The sequence below is a fragment of the Bacillus sp. VA13 genome (genome assembly GCF_055710085.1).
Map to the genome: position 1 here is coordinate 1423692 of NZ_JBVQPP010000001.1, position 14966 is coordinate 1438657.

A 14966-nucleotide genomic window follows, 5' to 3' on the forward strand; every position below is an offset into this window, starting at 1 on the left:
TATGACTCTATCATAGTAAAGTTTCCTGTAAACTGCAAAGTATATGCCAAAAAAAAGTTAACTGCGGCGGCCGCAGTTAACCTTCTTTAATAATTCATATTGTTCATTTGGTTTTGATTTTGGCCTTGGCCCTGACCTTGGTTCTTGTTATTTTTCTTGAACATTTGCTGGATGCGTTCAAGGGTTTGAGGGGCTGCGTCTAAAATTTTCTCAATCAAATGGGTATTTTCATCTAAATGAAGCATTCTGATTCCTGTCGATCCGACAATTAAAAACGCGATCGGCGTAATGGACACACCGCCCCCGCTTCCGCCTCCGAAAGGAAGTTTTTGTTCTCTTGTCTCATCGTCTTCCGATTTCTTTTCTGCCGGCTTTCCGCCAAACTCGCTTCCGCCTGCGGCGAATCCGAATCCAACTTTAGAAACGGTTAAAATCACGCTTCCATCCGGCGTTTCAACCGGATCTCCAATAATGGTGTTAACATCAATCATTTCCTTCAAGTTTTCCATTGCGGTTTTCATTAAACCTTGGATGGGATGGTCTGCCATATACGCTTCCTCCTTAAACTGATGAATCATTCTTTGAAGTCATTCGGGACGACGGATTCTTCTTTAATACGGATAGCTCCCGTCCGTATTTGACGAATTTGAAAGCTGCAAGCATAGCATGTCCAAAGCGAAAAAAGAATATACACTGAAGATGGGTCTTGGAGACAGGGACTTGAAACGATGGAATCACTTCATAGACGGGTTTATTCACAAAGTCCAGATGGTCATACAGCATCGCAGCGATGCCGCCTTTCACACCCCATACAGCACCTGTTAACACACCTGTCACTGCCGCGTCGTGAATACCGACAACTGTGACCCATTCGAGTTTTGTGATATGCAAATGCGCCAGAATAGAGGCGCTGGTTTTTCTTAAATTAGTAACTCGATGCACTAGCATTTCAATTTTATTAATGCTTTGCTGTACATCATCAAACGTAATTTTTTTCTTGCTGCTGCTTTTTTTTACTTTCGATGTTGATTTTTGTTTGATATCAACTGTTCCGTCCTCTTTATTCACCTTAATCGCCGGAATTGTTTTTTTGATCCGTATGAGGCCAAACAGCGTCGTAATATTCAAGGTCAGTTTGTCGTTATCATCGGCATGAAGAAACTCCATCGCGACATGGATTTTCATTCTGAAAAGCAGCACGATACCTATAAGAATAAGAATGGCTGTCAGCACATATACCATATTCTTCACTTCCTCTAGGAGCATTATCGCCAATTCAGAAAAAAATAAACCCGGACGAGGTCCGGGTTTATCGGTTATTTGCTGTATAGTTTTTCATGCACCACAGTTGTATCCGCAATATAATCATGAATCCCCTGCTTTGTGGGTGAAAAAGCAACGACGATATATAAAATCCAAATCTTATCAATATACCGTCCGACTACTTCACGAAAAATCACTGTGCTCCATGACAGTTTGCGATCCGGCTTCATAGAAACCACTTTGAGGCCGAACACCATCTTTCCAAGCGTCTGCCTAAAAAACTTTGTCATCAGCGCAAAATAGGCAAGATAAACAACAAGCGTAGTCACACTGTAGGCCGAGAAGGTAAACATGCCGGATGTTTTCGGCAGATCCAATACGGTAAAGAGGGGAGAAACAAGTAAATGGTTTAATCCCCATACAACGAGCCAATCAAGCAGGAAAGCCCAGAAACGAACCCAAAAGCCAGCATAGGCGTGTGTCAGCCGCTCTGCTTCTTGCGGGCTTGTGATGTCATTGCGCTCTAACTCTTCATATGTCACATCCATTATTGATCCCTCCTACTTCGCATAGAGATACATCATTCTCGGCGAACCGGATTGTGAAAGAATTTCTCTCATATTCAGAAAATCAATTTCACTCTTAAACATTTTGTTCGCGCCCATGGAAAACAGTGAGCCTAATCCGAAGCTTTCCTCGTAAGAAATGACAGAGGCGTTTTTCAAATCCTTATGATCCTTTTTCATCGCTGAAATGGTATCGTCATAAAAACCAAGCTCATCAACGAGATTCAGCTTTTTCGCCTGCCGTCCGTCATACACGCGTCCGTCCGCAATTTTCTTTACCTCTGCTTTCGACATGCCGCGGCCTTCTGAAATGACATCAACAAAGCCTTCATACGAATGATCAACCATGGATTGCATGATGTTCTTTTCTTCTTTTGTCATCTCACGGGAAGGAGACATAATATCCTTATGGGCCCCGCTCTTAATTGTTTCAAAAGAAATGCCGAGCTTATCAGCAAGCTTTGAATAATTGACGCTTTCCATAATGACGCCGAGTGACCCAGTCAGGGTTTCCGGTGTCGCAAAAATCTTATCAGCCGCCGTTGAGATGTAATAGCCGCCGGATGCTGCCATCGATCCCATCGACACGTAAATCGGTTTTTTTGTTTCTTTCTTGATTTCTTCCAGCTTCTTATGTATTTCAGCACTTTCATATACTCCGCCGCCCGGAGAATTCACCTTCAGAACGATGCCTTTAACCGCCTTGTCATCTTTTGCACGCTCAAGGTTTTTTAAGAACGTTCTGTGGTTATATCCGTCTGAACCGAGCAGACTGCTTGAATCCCCATTATCCTGAATGGTGCCGCTGACCTCCAATACGGCAATTTTACTTGAAAGACTGCCGTTTTCCAGCGTCTTTTCCTGAGATTCATCTGTCAGTGATGTGAGATCCGTTTGAGCGCCTTTGACGCTTTCAAAGAAACTCATTGAGATGCTGACGATGATGGACACGCCGAAAATCCCCAGGGCAATCACTAATGCAATCCATCTTTTTGCATTCATTTTTTTCTCCTCCTTTTTCCCAAACTCTCTCATTATACGATTTAATAAGAAAAATGTTTCATTTGATGAGAAAGCTCTGGCTTAACGGGCTGCCGGCAAACGTGGTACACTTATGGCCAAAGGTATTTTATCACAAATACTGGATGGCAGAAAAACTTAAATATGACAGCAAAGGGGAAATGGGATATGACCGATCAACGCCGTAATGTTTATTTTTTTCACAAACAGGACCAGGAAACAAACGAACAAGCCAACTCTTTAACGCAATTGGCTGAAGAGCATGGATTTACAGTTGTGAATCAGCACTCAGACGCCAATATCATTGCTAGCATTGGCGGGGACGGCACATTTTTGCAGGCAGTCAGAAAGACGAATTTCCGTGACGACTGCTTGTACGTCGGCATTACCAAAAAGGGGAAAGCTCATTTATATTGCGACTTTCATAGTGATGAGCGTGAAAAAATGGTCGATGCGATGACGTTTGAACAAATTGAAGTCAGAAAATATCCGCTGATTGAAGTGACAGTGGATAACGCCAGTCCTTTTCATTGCCTAAACGAGGTTTCCATCCGTTCAAGCATCATTAAAACCTTTGTGATGGACGTGCTGATTGATGATCTGCACTTTGAAACGTTTAGAGGTGACGGGATGATTATCTCAACGCCTACAGGCAGCACCGCATATAACAAGTCTGTTGCAGGAGCGGTTGTTGATCCGCTGCTCCCATGCATGCAGGTATCTGAGCTTGCTTCTCTTAACAATAACACCTACCGGACACTTGGCTCGCCATTTGTCCTCAGCTCTGACCGAAAGCTGACCCTTCGTGTGGTACAAGACGGCAATGAGCACCCAATCATTGGCTTAGACAATGAAGCACTCAGCACGAGGAATGTGAAAACGATCGAAATCAAACTGTCCGACAAGAAAATCAAAACAGTCAAACTAAAGGACAATTCATTTTGGGAGAAAGTGAAACGTACTTTTTTATAGAAAATGAAAAGGACAGGCTTCCCGCCTGTCCTTTTATTATTTCTCATATACAATCTGGCCGTTAATTACGGTTTTTTCAATGTCTAAAAGATGAAGCTTTACAGGGTCAATTGCAAAAGGATCCTCGCTGAGAACCGTAAAATCCGCGTCATAGCCTTCGGCAATTTTTCCGCGTGATGTCTCTTTATAAATGATTCCTGCGCTTCCTTCTGTATAGAGCTTAATTGCTTCATATACAGTTAAACATTCGCTTTCATAATAGCTTGGCCCGTTCTGTTCATGACTGCTTTTCCGGAGCACCGCGGACTGGATGCCAAGAAGCGGGTCAACAGGCTCAATCGGGGCGTCTGAACCGCCCGCGCATAAAATGCCTTTAGACATCAGCGTTTTCCACGCAAAGGCTGTATTCATCCGGTCTTTTCCGAGACGGTCAATCACCCAAGGAAAATCACTGGCGACAAAATGAGGCTGAAGATCAAGTGCGATCGGCATGCGCGCTGCTTTTTCGATTAATTCGTCATTCAGCACTTGAGCATGAATCAGCCGATCATGCCGGCCGTTTTTGGGCGGATGCTTTTCTATTGCGTTCAGCACTTTTTCAAAAGCTAGGTCGCCGATTGCATGAACCGCAACTTCCATGCCTTTTTCTCTCGCTTTTCGAATGAGCTGGCCAAGGGTTTCGTCATCATGAACTTGAACACCATTAGTGGATGGATCGTCCTGATATGGTTCTTTCAATAAAGCCGTTCTTCCGCCAAGCGCCCCGTCTGCAAAGATTTTCATCGCACCGAACTCCACATACGGGCCTGACGGCTTCTCCAGCTGCTCCCATCGATCTACTGCTTCGTGATGAACGAGCAAATGACAGCGGAACGGATAGTTTCCGCTAGCGGCAGCTTTCTCATAAGCTTTCATCGGCACCGAAACATCACCATAATAGGACAAGTCTTCCGAATGTCCGCCCGTCAGGCCTTTTGTCCAGCAGTCCTCTATTGCAGCCGTAAGCGCCTCATCAACATAGTGCTGGGAGACTGGCGGGACAGCCTTCAGAATCAAATCCTGCGCCTTATCAAACAGAAGCCCGGTCGGCTCACCGTTTGCATCTTTTACAATGACTCCGCCATCAGGATCAGGAGTGTTTCTGGAAATCCCTGCCGCTTGAAGAGCCGCAGAATTGACGGCTATCGCATGCCGGCATATTCGTTTAAGCAAGACGGGCCTGTCTGGAAATAAGCGATCAAGATCATGCTTAACCAAATAGTCAGGTGTCTCAAACTGATTTTCATTCCAGCCCTCTCCAATGAGCCAATCGCCTTCAGGAAGCTGCTGCTCTCTTTCCTTGGCAGCCTGCAAAATAGCTTCTTTTGACGTTAGTGCGGACAGATCGAGCTGAAGCTGTTTCTCACCGTGGCCGATCAAATGTAAATGGCTGTCGACAAAACCGGGAAACATCACTGCTCCGTTCAGGCTGATTTCTTCTGTTTCCGGGGACCCGTACTTTTTCTTTAGACGTTCATAGCTGCCAGTGCCCTTTATGACACCATCCTCGACATAGACTGCCTCTGTCAGATCGCCTTCTTCGAGCATCGTATAAATGAAACCGCCGTGCCATATCGCCTTCATTCACGTTCACTCTCTTTCTTTACGCCTTTTTATTGGCTTTGAGCTGTTCTTCACGTTTTCTTAATTCCACTCGCCTGATTTTTGCAGAAGCTGTTTTCGGCAGGCTTTCCACAAATTCAATTTCTCTCGGATATTTGTATGGAGCGGTAATGGTCTTCACGTGATTTTGCAGCATTTTGACAAGCTCATCACTGCGTTTTGCGTGATCTTGCAGGACAACGTACGCCTTAACGATGGAGCCTCTGATTTCATCAGGGCTTGCGACCACAGCACATTCTTTTACTTCAGGGTGCTTAACAAGCGCGTCTTCCACTTCGAATGGCCCGATCGTGTAGCCAGAGCTGATAATGATATCGTCATTTCGGCTTTCAAACCAGAAGTAACCTTCCTCATCTTTTTTTGCTCTGTCTCCTGTTAGGAAATAATCGCCGCGAATTTGTGTTTTCATTCTTTCAGGGTCTTTGTAATATTCTTTAAAGAGTGCCGGCGTGCTAAGGTGAACTGCGATATCGCCAACCTCACCAGATTTGCAGATTTCACCGTCTTCATTAATGATCTCCACCTGATTTCCTGGTGTCGGTTTTCCCATGCTTCCCGGTTTAATATCCATATCTTTCAAGACACCGACTAAAAGCGTGCTTTCTGTTTGGCCATACCCGTCCCGCACCTTAATGGCGAAGTGCTTTTTGAACACATCAATGACTTCACGGTTAAGCGGCTCGCCTGCGGACACAGCGCTGTGCAGGGCAGAAAGATCATACCGGTCCAAGCCTTCGACCTTCGCCATTAAGCGGTATTCCGTTGGCGTACAGCAAAAGACATTGATTTTGTAGCGGTTTAAAAGTTCTAAATATTTTTCTGCTTTGAATCTGCCGTGGTACACAAAACCCGTTGCTCCACTGCCGAGTACCGCTAAAAACGGGCTCCACACCCACTTTTGCCAGCCAGGGGCAGCAGTCGCCCAGACGATATCCTTTTCAGAAATATCAAGCCAAGCGCCGGCAGATGTTTTTAAATGAGCAAATGCCCATCCGTGTGTATGTACAACACCTTTAGGCTGACCTGTTGTTCCGGATGTATAAGATAAGAAAGCCATATCTTCTCTTGTTGTGTCAGCTGTTTGGAATCGGCTTCCGTCCGCTTTAATCGATAAGAGATTTTTCCAGCCGGCATCGTTTTCGCCAATAGACAGTTTAATCAGTTTGTCAGCCGTACTGACATCACGGAAAGCGCCGATAAATTCAGAGTAGACGATGGCGCCTTTCACTTCTGCATGTTCAATCCGGTATTCAAGATCTTTCGCACGAAGCATTTCCGAGCACGGAATGACAACCATTCCTGATTTCAGGATAGCCAAATAAACAGCATAGGCTTCAAGCACCCGCGGAACCATTACAATCAGCTTGTCTCCCTTTTTAAATCCAAGGTCAGCCAAAGCCGCTCCAATTTTATTTGTTTCTTCCATCAGCTTTTCATATGACCAAGATTTTTGCTTGCCCGACTCATCCTCCCATAGAAGAGCGGTTTTTTGTCCAGCGGCACTGAACTTTTCCATTTCATTCACTAAATTATATTGCATAGGGGCAATTAAATCTTCTCGTTTTAACACGAACAACTCCTCACTTTCTTCACCCATTATACATAAATACAGGCTCTTTCCGTAAGGATATGCCTAAAAACAAGCTCTGTAAACATAGGTTTTTATAGGCCGCTGGTCCTTTTTTATACATATAAAACGAAAAAGAGTGGGGATACCCCCACTCCTAAAGCCATTATGTGAAATTGTAAATTAGAATTGTCCTCCGCCCATGTTTTGTTGAGCAAAAGATACAAGACGTTTTGTAATCTCTCCTCCAACAGAACCGTTAGCGCGAGAAGTTGTTTCTGCTCCAAGGTTTACACCGAATTCAGAAGCGATTTCTAATTTCATTTGGTCGATTGCTTGAGCAGCTCCTGGTACTAAAAGGTTGTTGCTGTTACCTGAGTTATTGTTAGCCATGTGTCTCACCTCCTTGTGAGTATAGAATGTGTTAAAACACATGGCTTCATTCAAAAAAACTTTGGTAATTGTATACAGGAGCCGGAGCGATTTAAAAGAGTTCTGCGAATTTATCGTTTGCTTCTTGTTCGCTATAAAGCGTCATTGTTTCAATGTTGTCAACCGCTTCTTGAATATACGGCTCAAAATCAACAAAGCTTTCAAAGTGTTCGATTTTTTCTTTTTTAGGTCGTGTTTTCGGACTTGGCGGCGTAAAGATCGTGCAGCAGTCTTCAAACGGCTGAATGCTTGTCTCATATGTGCCGATTTCTCGTGATTTTTCGATGATTTCTGTTTTATCCATGGCGATTAACGGACGCAAAATCGGTGTTGACGTCACCGCATTAATCGCATACATGCTTTCAAGCGTTTGGCTCGCTACCTGACCGAGGCTTTCTCCAGTAATGATGGCAAGCCCATTTCTCTTTTCTCTGATTCTGTCGGCAATTTGAAGCATGAGGCGGCGGGTTGCCGTCATTGTGTAGTTCTCAGGTATTTGTTTTTGGATGAGCTCTTGCGTTTTCGTAAACGGAACGATATGAAGCGTCATGCTTCCCCCAAAGCGGGACAGGCATTTTGCCAGATCCATTACCTTTTGTTTTGCGCGCTCGCTTGTGTACGGCGGGCTGAAGAAATGAACAGCTTCTACCGATAGTCCCCGTTTCATCGCATAAAAACCAGCCACAGGGCTGTCAAAACCGCCGGAAAGCATTAGCATCGCTTTGCCTGCAGAACCAACGGGCAGGCCGCCTGCACCTTTTTCATCGCGAATCGTCAAAAAGGTCGCTTCTTCCCTGATTTCGATTCTGAGCGGGATGTCGGGATTGCGAACATCGACCGTCAATCCTTCTGTATTTCGCAAAATATGGCCGCCGATTTCAGCGTTCATTTGATTTGTATCTAATTCAAATTGTTTATACGCTCTCTTCGTTGCGACTTTAAACGTATCACCAGGCTGATACTGATCTTCGATAGCCTGCAGAGCAGTTGCCTTAATATCATCAAGGCGGCTATCACACTTAATCGCCAGGCTGAAGCTTTGAATGCCAAACACCTGCTTTAAATGTGGAAAAAGAGCCTCAGGATCTTCTCCATTTAATGTAATCGTCATACGGTCCCGATTGGAAAAGTATTTTAAGTTCGGATAGTCTTTCAAAACGAGTCTGACGTTTTGCTTTAAGCGCTCAATAAAGCTTTTTCTGTTTTTGCCTTTGGTTGAAATTTCTCCAAAACGAATTAATATATGATCGTAATTCATGTTCTACCTCATCATTTTCTTTAATTTTTTGATGCCAGGCACAAGTGCGTTCATAAACGGTTCTGTCACATCGCTTGTCTGGCTGTAGTTTAAGCTGATTCTGATGCTGCTTCCGGCAATCTGCTCTCCCTTGCCCATCTGTAAGAGAACTTTGCTGGGCTTATGCTCTTTTGCCGAGCAGGCCGAAGTTGTTGAGACGAATATATCCTGTTCCTCAAGCATGTGTAAAAGCACCTCTGCTTTAATCCCCGGAACAGAGAAATTAATAATGTGCGGCGCACTATTCATTTGAGGCGTGTTGACAACGACACCTTCAGTTTCACTCAGCCTTTTCATAAACAATTCCTTTGCGGCAGCCATCGTGTCAAGCCTTGTTTCAAAATCAACAGCGGCAAGATTAATGGCTTTGGCAAGCGAAACCGCACCCGCAGTATGCTCCGTTCCGGCCCGAATGCCTTTTTGCTGAGAGCCGCCCGTTATCAGGGGAATAAGACGTGTTCCTTCTTTTACGATAAGCGCGCCTGTCCCCTTCAGCCCGTGAAACTTATGCCCGGAAATCGAACAAAGATCAATGCCTGCCTTTTCAATCGCCAAGGGCACTTTATAGATGCCCTGCACATAATCGACGTGAAACAAAATGTTCGGGTGCTCTTTCAGCACTTCTCCTGCCTTTTCAATAGGCTGCACCGAACCGACTTCATTGTTCACATGCATCATGCTGACAAGCACGGTATCCGGACGGATGGCTTGTTTCAGTTCTTCAATTGAAACAAATCCGTCTTCGTTCACTGAAAGATAAGTGACATCAAACCCGAATAACTCTGTCAGCTGTTCTAACGATTCCGTAACGGATGGATGTTCAATAGAAGTGGCAATGATATGTTTGCCTGCTTTTATTTTTGACAAAGCGGCTCCTTTTAAAGCCAAATTATTAGCTTCTGTAGCGCCTGACGTAAATACAATATCATAATTCTTTAGGCCTATGGCTCTTTTTATCTGATGTTTCGCTGCCTGAAGCAGCTGTTCCGTTTCAACTCCATACCGGTGCAAAGATGAGGGATTTCCAAAATATCGTCTGCTTGTTTGTTCATATGTGTTCAAGACTTCATCGTAAGGTTTGGTCGTTGAACTATTGTCTAAATATAACATCTTTTTACTCCTTTAATATGAAAGCGATACAAAATTGATTTTATATGTTACCATAACAAATTACTGCAGAAAAAGTAAATGAAATTACTATTGACTTCTTCATACATTCACCTATAATTAGATTTGTTACTTTCGTCATATTATCTGACAATTAATTGACAGAATATTCTACCATAGTGAAATTAGGAGGATTTATACGTTATGAAATCATCACTATCAGCCAAGGAAACGATCGCCATCGGGCTTATGCTCTTTGCTTTGTTCTTTGGCGCAGGAAATATGATATTTCCGCCGGAACTTGGACAAGCAGCCGGTGAAAATGTTTGGAAAGCGATGATAGGCTTTCTCGTGACGGGTGTCGGCCTGCCGCTTTTAGGTGTTGTAGCTGTTGCATTAACAGGTACAGATGCTAAAGGCCTTGCAGATAAAGCACATCCGGTCTTTGGAACCATTTTTACAGTCGTTCTGTATTTAACAATCGGACCGCTGTTTGCGATTCCGCGCACAGGCACTGTTTCTTATGAAATTGCGGCTGCACCTTTTGTAGGAGGCATGCCGGCATGGCTCACACTTCTTATTTTTACGTTTCTTTTCTTTGCTGTTACGTACTACCTGGCTTTAAACCCTACAAAGCTAGTTGACAGGATTGGCAAGGTATTAACACCTATTTTACTTGCTGTTATCGCAATCTTAGTCATCAAAAGCATCGTGACGCCGATGGGGGACATTCAGTCGCCGCTTGAAACGTATGCTTCCGGATCATTGTTTAAAGGATTTTTAGAAGGCTATAAAACAATGGATGCACTTGCTTCTATCGTGTTCGGAATTGTCGTTGTTAATGCCGTTAAGGACAGAGGCATCACCAGCCGTAAATCAGTTGCTTCCGTATGTATTAAAGCGGGACTTGTTGCCGCAGCAGGACTCGGCCTGGTTTACGTATCACTCGCCTATTTAGGAGCAACAAGCACAGATTCTGTCGGACTCCTTGGTGCAGGAAGCAAAATTTTATCAGAATCTTCACAGCACCTGTTCGGATCATTAGGAAATATCATTTTAGGCGTCGCTATCCTATTCGCGTGCTTGACAACAAGCATTGGCCTTGTCTCTTCATGCGGAAATTATTTCTCAAAGCTGATTCCTTCTTTATCTTATAAAGCCGTTGTAACGATTGTCACTGTGTTCAGCTTTATTATTTCTAACTTTGGGCTGTCAAATATTATTTTGTTCTCAGTTCCTATTTTATCAGCTATTTATCCGTTAGCAATTGTTATCATTTTGCTTTCATTTATTGAAAAATCATTTAAAGGCAGACGTGAAGTATATATTCTTTGTTTGATTGCAACTGGTATTTTCAGTATTATTGATGGCCTGAATGCCGCGAGCATTCCGCTCAGTTCTTTAAATAAAGTTCTCGGTCAATCGCTGCCGCTTTACAGCTTAGGATTTGGCTGGGTCATCCCTGCAATCATTGGAGGCATTGCCGGTTATCTGATTTCTCTTGCTACCGGTTCGAATAAAAAAACAGCTAATATCAACCAGTAAAAACAAAAAGCCTTAATGGATGTAGATCCAATAAGGCTTTTTTATATTCTGAATACATTAAAAGGCCGAGCACTCACGCGTCGGCCTTTTATATACACTTTACTGATATTGATGCTCTTTTGTCTTTTGTGATTCTATTTTTCGGACAGCACCTGGTGCAGCCTTTTCAACTGCTGCTGCTGCAATTTCATACGCTTCACTGTAATCATATTCATAAAAACGTCTTTCCGCTTCTTTCAGCTGTTCAGATAAAATATGATTCTGGCTTCTGAACCTGTTTCCGAACTGAATGATTTTTTCAATGAGGATCACCTGCTCGACAAGTTCCTCTGATTCCCTGCTTGCCCTGTTGACGATATCTTCTGCTTGCTTTAAATGGGCTCCGGCTTCTTCCATGTTTAATGGAAGTTCGTTTAGTTGATTGACTGTTTCTTGAATATGATGATATGCGTTTTCCAGCATCTCTTGAATATGACTCGGAATGCCTGGAATATTGCTTGTCTTCAGCAGTCTTGCTGTCTCAGAAATTGTTTTTTTCAAATTGCTGAGCGTCTCTCTTGCCTGAAGCTCTTCTTTTCTCAGCGCTTGCAGATTTTCACGGTATTCGGCATGCTCTTTTTTCACTTCTTCAATCTTCTTCTCTATTGAAGCAACTTCTTCTACTAAAAGTGAGTAGGCGACGTGCTCTGCATCGAGCTTATCTTTAACGGATGAGAGCAGCTTGCCAATTTCATCAAGGCGCTTTTCAAAAGCCTGCTGTTTACCGAGCTCGCCAGCTGTCAGCCTGTAGCTTTCCTTCACCAGCTCAGTTTCCGCCTTTGTATCCTCTTTCTCTTCTATCAGCTTGTCATAAGCAATGATCAATTCAGGCATTTTGCTTAGCACAGATTGGCCGGCTTCGACTTCGCCCTCCAGCTGCTGATAAACAGATTGAATATTTTCGTCTATGAGCTGCAGGATTGCGGATGCTTCATCAATATCCAGCTCAGTCATCAAGACATGTTCCGCCCGTTTCAGCTGATTTGACAGATTTTCTAATTCCTTATCAAGCTGGATATGCTCAAGCTTATACCCTTTCTCTTTCATTTCGCGATAGCCGTCTTTGAGCTTTGCAATCTGGCCTGGCACCGTCTGCTTGCAGTCAGCCAACAGCTTCGGCACGTCATCTATGTATGACTGAAGCCGATCAAGATTGCGATCCTGCTCAAGCAGCACTTTACGTGCAGTAATATAGTTTCCGCCTTCTGTTTCTTCTTCAAATTGTTTGATTCCGCTCCAAATTTCGTCAAGATCCTTTTCAAGGCTGTCATAAAGCTCTCCGTAAAGGTGGCTGTAAGCCAGCAGGTTTTTTCTCGATTTTGAATAGCGTTCTCTCACCTGTTCAATCTCTTCACGGCTCTTTTCCTCACTTGTGACGAGGTCGCTGATTTCGCGAAGAATCTTTTCAATGTTCGATTCCGCCGCTGTCAGCAAGTCGTCGATATGAACGAGCACTTGATTGGCCTTTTTAAAACGGTATTTGTCTGCATTTTCCTCGGCATCATAAAGGAGCTCTTCAACTTTCGGCATGTGGGCTGTGACAATCTCATCCCATTCTTCACGCCACTTCTCAAAGAACTCTTCTGTCTGACCCGTCATTTTTAAGTGTTTAATTTTGGACATTTCTTCCACAATCGACCGGTTTAGAATTTCAATCTTCCACGATTCCAGCCGGTCAATTTCAGCGTAGATTTTTTTCCTGAAAAAGTAGCCTGCCGCAAACAGCGCGAGCAGTACAATTAATAATCCAATGACAAACTCCATAATGAGCCCCCTTGCTGTTAACCTTAATCTGTCAGGGTGTTTTATTTATTCAGAAAGATTTCAGGATATGTATTGAGAAAAACTGTCGTTTTCATTGTTATTATGATACCATGTAACCAACATTTTTTGACCAGAAATCAAAAACTTTTTGTGCAAAATCGGCAGGATTTGACTATTTTTTCATGGAGTGACGCCAATGCAAAAGCGAGACGGACATATTCACACACCATTTTGCCCTCACGGCTCAAATGACACACTCAGACAATATGCAGAAGAAGCCTTAAAAAAAGGCTTTGATTCGATTACTTTTACCGAACACGCCCCATTGCCGCCCTCTTTTACTGATCCGACACCGCTGAAAGACAGCGCGATGGCACAAGCCTCTCTGGAGCGCTATATCAACGAAATCTCCCGATTAAAGAAAGAATATCGCGGACAGCTTGCCATACGGACGGGGCTTGAGGTCGATTATATTGCTGAATTTGAAGACGAAATTACATTATTCCTGGACACATACGGGCCATATTTAGATGACAGCATCCTATCCGTTCATTTTTTGCGCGCAGGTTCTTCCTATCTGTGCCTTGATTATGATGAGCATACCTTTAAGGAGCTGATTTCAGCCTGCGGGAGCATTGAAGCTGTATATGAACAGTATTACCGCAGCATCTATTCTTCCATTGTAGCATCTCTCGGCTCTAATAAGCCAAAAAGAGTCGGTCATATCACACTCGTTCAAAAATTCATCAAGCTGTTTCCATACAGCATGTCTGAACATATTCGCGGACTCGTTTCTCAGTGCCTGAGTGCCATAGAAGAAAACGGAATGGAGCTCGACTTCAATACTTCCGGCTTAAGAAAAACGTACGCTGGCAGCGTTTATATCGAGGATTGGATGCTGAATGAAGCGAAGCAAAAGAAAATCCCGCTTGTGTTTGGGTCTGATGCCCATCAAGCGGGAGATGTCGGATACGCATATGAGACGTTTTTGAAGGGTGCTAATTGATAAGCGCCACGTCTCCTGTCCGGAAGACGCTCCTGATCCAAATTTTGATTTCTTCAAAGTACATTTTATAAAAATACGGCTCGTGCGGCTGCATGTAGAGCACTTCTGAAATATATTGAGGCTGGAGATATGGCATCATTAAGAGAGATTTTAATTGAAGAATAAAATGGGGCAGCGGCAGCGTTAAATGTTCACGCTGTTTTTCTCCTTCCTCAATGATCAGCTGGAAGATATACTTTTCCTTCATTAGATATGTCGACATAATTTCCCTGATTAACGTGGAGTCAATCGTGACTTCCCGGTAGACAAAACGAGTTAATTGACGATGATTATGCTGATAGGATAAAATATCGAAAACCAGTTGGAGAAGCTGTTCTTGTGTGCTTTGAGAAGAGATATTGCCTGCCGCTGTTTCAAGCGTTTTGCTGTAGCCTTCGTAAAACTCTGAAACTAAGTGTTCCATCAAACCTCCTTTACCTTTAAAATAGTAGGAGATGTGCGCAACATTTACATCAGCTGACTTTGCAATTTCACGGACAGACGTGCCAGAAAATCCTTTTTGGTTAAAGAGCATGACAGCAGATTCAATAATTTTGTCTTTGGTGCTTACTTTCATACGGCTCACTCCTTCCTCTTTGTACTATTCAAGCAGAAGGCCGCTGTTCCTGTAAGAACTTATCGACAAATGCCGGCAGAAAAGCCGGAAATTTGTTTTATATTATAGAA

The 14966-nt window shown here is 43.5% G+C and carries 14 protein-coding genes; 3 read left to right on the forward strand and 11 right to left on the reverse strand.

The window, feature by feature from the left end; translation table 11 throughout:
* Positions 1 to 86: 86 nt before the first annotated feature.
* The 4 genes from ytfJ to sppA all read right to left on the reverse strand — a co-directional run bounded on the left by ytfJ (position 87) and on the right by sppA (position 2831).
* Positions 87 to 548, reverse strand: a complete 462-nt coding sequence (ytfJ, locus tag AC0C66_RS07385) for a GerW family sporulation protein (RefSeq protein WP_014114770.1) — start codon at positions 546 to 548, stop codon at positions 87 to 89.
* Between the two features lie 13 nt (positions 549 to 561).
* Entirely contained in the window at positions 562 to 1242 is a 681-nt protein-coding gene (locus tag AC0C66_RS07390) for a DUF2953 domain-containing protein (protein ID WP_014114771.1), read from the reverse strand.
* A 74-nt stretch (positions 1243 to 1316) separates the two neighbouring features.
* The gene (locus AC0C66_RS07395; protein WP_072182020.1) at positions 1317 to 1811 is read right to left on the reverse strand and encodes an RDD family protein; all 495 of its coding nucleotides are present in this window, start codon (positions 1809 to 1811) and stop codon (positions 1317 to 1319) included.
* 12 nt (positions 1812 to 1823) lie between these two features.
* Positions 1824 to 2831, reverse strand: a complete 1008-nt coding sequence (gene sppA / locus AC0C66_RS07400; RefSeq protein ID WP_014114773.1) for a signal peptide peptidase SppA — start codon at positions 2829 to 2831, stop codon at positions 1824 to 1826.
* Between the two features lie 186 nt (positions 2832 to 3017).
* Here sppA and AC0C66_RS07405 point away from each other — a divergent pair, with 186 nt between their 5' ends.
* The gene (locus AC0C66_RS07405) at positions 3018 to 3821 is read left to right on the forward strand and encodes an NAD kinase (RefSeq protein ID WP_014114775.1); all 804 of its coding nucleotides are present in this window, start codon (positions 3018 to 3020) and stop codon (positions 3819 to 3821) included.
* A gap of 36 nt (positions 3822 to 3857) precedes the next feature.
* On the opposite strand, the gene AC0C66_RS07410 is transcribed toward AC0C66_RS07405, so the two are convergent.
* The 5 genes from AC0C66_RS07410 to AC0C66_RS07430 all read right to left on the reverse strand — a co-directional run bounded on the left by AC0C66_RS07410 (position 3858) and on the right by AC0C66_RS07430 (position 9889).
* The gene (locus tag AC0C66_RS07410) at positions 3858 to 5444 is read right to left on the reverse strand and encodes an amidohydrolase (protein ID WP_461845650.1); all 1587 of its coding nucleotides are present in this window, start codon (positions 5442 to 5444) and stop codon (positions 3858 to 3860) included.
* Between the two features lie 19 nt (positions 5445 to 5463).
* A complete protein-coding gene (mbcS, locus tag AC0C66_RS07415) occupies positions 5464 to 7053 on the reverse strand; it encodes an acyl-CoA synthetase MbcS (protein ID WP_461845651.1) in 1590 nt (529 codons plus the stop codon).
* A gap of 180 nt (positions 7054 to 7233) precedes the next feature.
* Positions 7234 to 7443, reverse strand: a complete 210-nt coding sequence (sspA, locus tag AC0C66_RS07420; protein WP_014114778.1) for an alpha type acid-soluble spore protein SspA — start codon at positions 7441 to 7443, stop codon at positions 7234 to 7236.
* Positions 7444 to 7534: 91 nt separating this feature from the next.
* Complete coding sequence (thiI, locus tag AC0C66_RS07425; RefSeq protein ID WP_061186767.1) at positions 7535 to 8740, reverse strand: tRNA uracil 4-sulfurtransferase ThiI; 1206 nt, start codon at positions 8738 to 8740, stop codon at positions 7535 to 7537.
* 3 nt (positions 8741 to 8743) lie between these two features.
* Positions 8744 to 9889, reverse strand: coding sequence for a cysteine desulfurase family protein (locus AC0C66_RS07430; RefSeq protein ID WP_072182017.1), 1146 nt, complete (start codon positions 9887 to 9889; stop codon positions 8744 to 8746).
* 201 nt (positions 9890 to 10090) lie between these two features.
* On the opposite strand from AC0C66_RS07430, the gene brnQ reads away from it, so the two are divergent.
* Positions 10091 to 11431 (forward strand): branched-chain amino acid transport system II carrier protein, encoded by a 1341-nt coding sequence (brnQ, locus tag AC0C66_RS07435; RefSeq protein WP_061186769.1) that lies wholly within the window; start codon positions 10091 to 10093, stop codon positions 11429 to 11431.
* Positions 11432 to 11530: 99 nt separating this feature from the next.
* Here brnQ and ezrA read toward each other — a convergent pair whose 3' ends face one another.
* Positions 11531 to 13234 (reverse strand): septation ring formation regulator EzrA, encoded by a 1704-nt coding sequence (gene ezrA, locus AC0C66_RS07440; protein WP_087987942.1) that lies wholly within the window; start codon positions 13232 to 13234, stop codon positions 11531 to 11533.
* 196 nt (positions 13235 to 13430) lie between these two features.
* Here ezrA and hisJ point away from each other — a divergent pair, with 196 nt between their 5' ends.
* The gene (gene hisJ, locus AC0C66_RS07445; RefSeq protein ID WP_014114783.1) at positions 13431 to 14240 is read left to right on the forward strand and encodes a histidinol-phosphatase HisJ; all 810 of its coding nucleotides are present in this window, start codon (positions 13431 to 13433) and stop codon (positions 14238 to 14240) included.
* Here the strand turns inward: hisJ and refZ are convergent.
* Positions 14233 to 14856 carry a transcriptional regulator RefZ gene (gene refZ, locus AC0C66_RS07450; protein WP_003223478.1) on the reverse strand — a complete coding sequence of 208 codons (624 nt, stop codon included), beginning with the start codon at positions 14854 to 14856 and terminating at the stop codon, positions 14233 to 14235. The genes hisJ and refZ overlap by 8 nt on opposite strands.
* Positions 14857 to 14966 lie beyond the last annotated feature (110 nt).

Bases quoted from the DNA above. Each gene is read 5' to 3' on its own strand.
- ytfJ (WP_014114770.1), bottom strand. From the start codon at position 548: ATGGCAGACCATCCCATCCAAGGTTTAATGAAAACCGCAATGGAAAAC.
- AC0C66_RS07390 (WP_014114771.1), bottom strand. From the start codon at position 1,242: ATGGTATATGTGCTGACAGCCATTCTTATTCTTATAGGTATCGTGCTG.
- AC0C66_RS07395 (WP_072182020.1), bottom strand. From the start codon at position 1,811: ATGGATGTGACATATGAAGAGTTAGAGCGCAATGACATCACAAGCCCG.
- sppA (WP_014114773.1), bottom strand. From the start codon at position 2,831: ATGAATGCAAAAAGATGGATTGCATTAGTGATTGCCCTGGGGATTTTC.
- AC0C66_RS07405 (WP_014114775.1), top strand. From the start codon at position 3,018: ATGACCGATCAACGCCGTAATGTTTATTTTTTTCACAAACAGGACCAG.
- AC0C66_RS07410 (WP_461845650.1), bottom strand. From the start codon at position 5,444: ATGAAGGCGATATGGCACGGCGGTTTCATTTATACGATGCTCGAAGAA.
- sspA (WP_014114778.1), bottom strand. From the start codon at position 7,443: ATGGCTAACAATAACTCAGGTAACAGCAACAACCTTTTAGTACCAGGA.
- thiI (WP_061186767.1), bottom strand. From the start codon at position 8,740: ATGAATTACGATCATATATTAATTCGTTTTGGAGAAATTTCAACCAAA.
- AC0C66_RS07430 (WP_072182017.1), bottom strand. From the start codon at position 9,889: ATGTTATATTTAGACAATAGTTCAACGACCAAACCTTACGATGAAGTC.
- brnQ (WP_061186769.1), top strand. From the start codon at position 10,091: ATGAAATCATCACTATCAGCCAAGGAAACGATCGCCATCGGGCTTATG.
- ezrA (WP_087987942.1), bottom strand. From the start codon at position 13,234: ATGGAGTTTGTCATTGGATTATTAATTGTACTGCTCGCGCTGTTTGCG.
- hisJ (WP_014114783.1), top strand. From the start codon at position 13,431: ATGCAAAAGCGAGACGGACATATTCACACACCATTTTGCCCTCACGGC.
- refZ (WP_003223478.1), bottom strand. From the start codon at position 14,856: ATGAAAGTAAGCACCAAAGACAAAATTATTGAATCTGCTGTCATGCTC.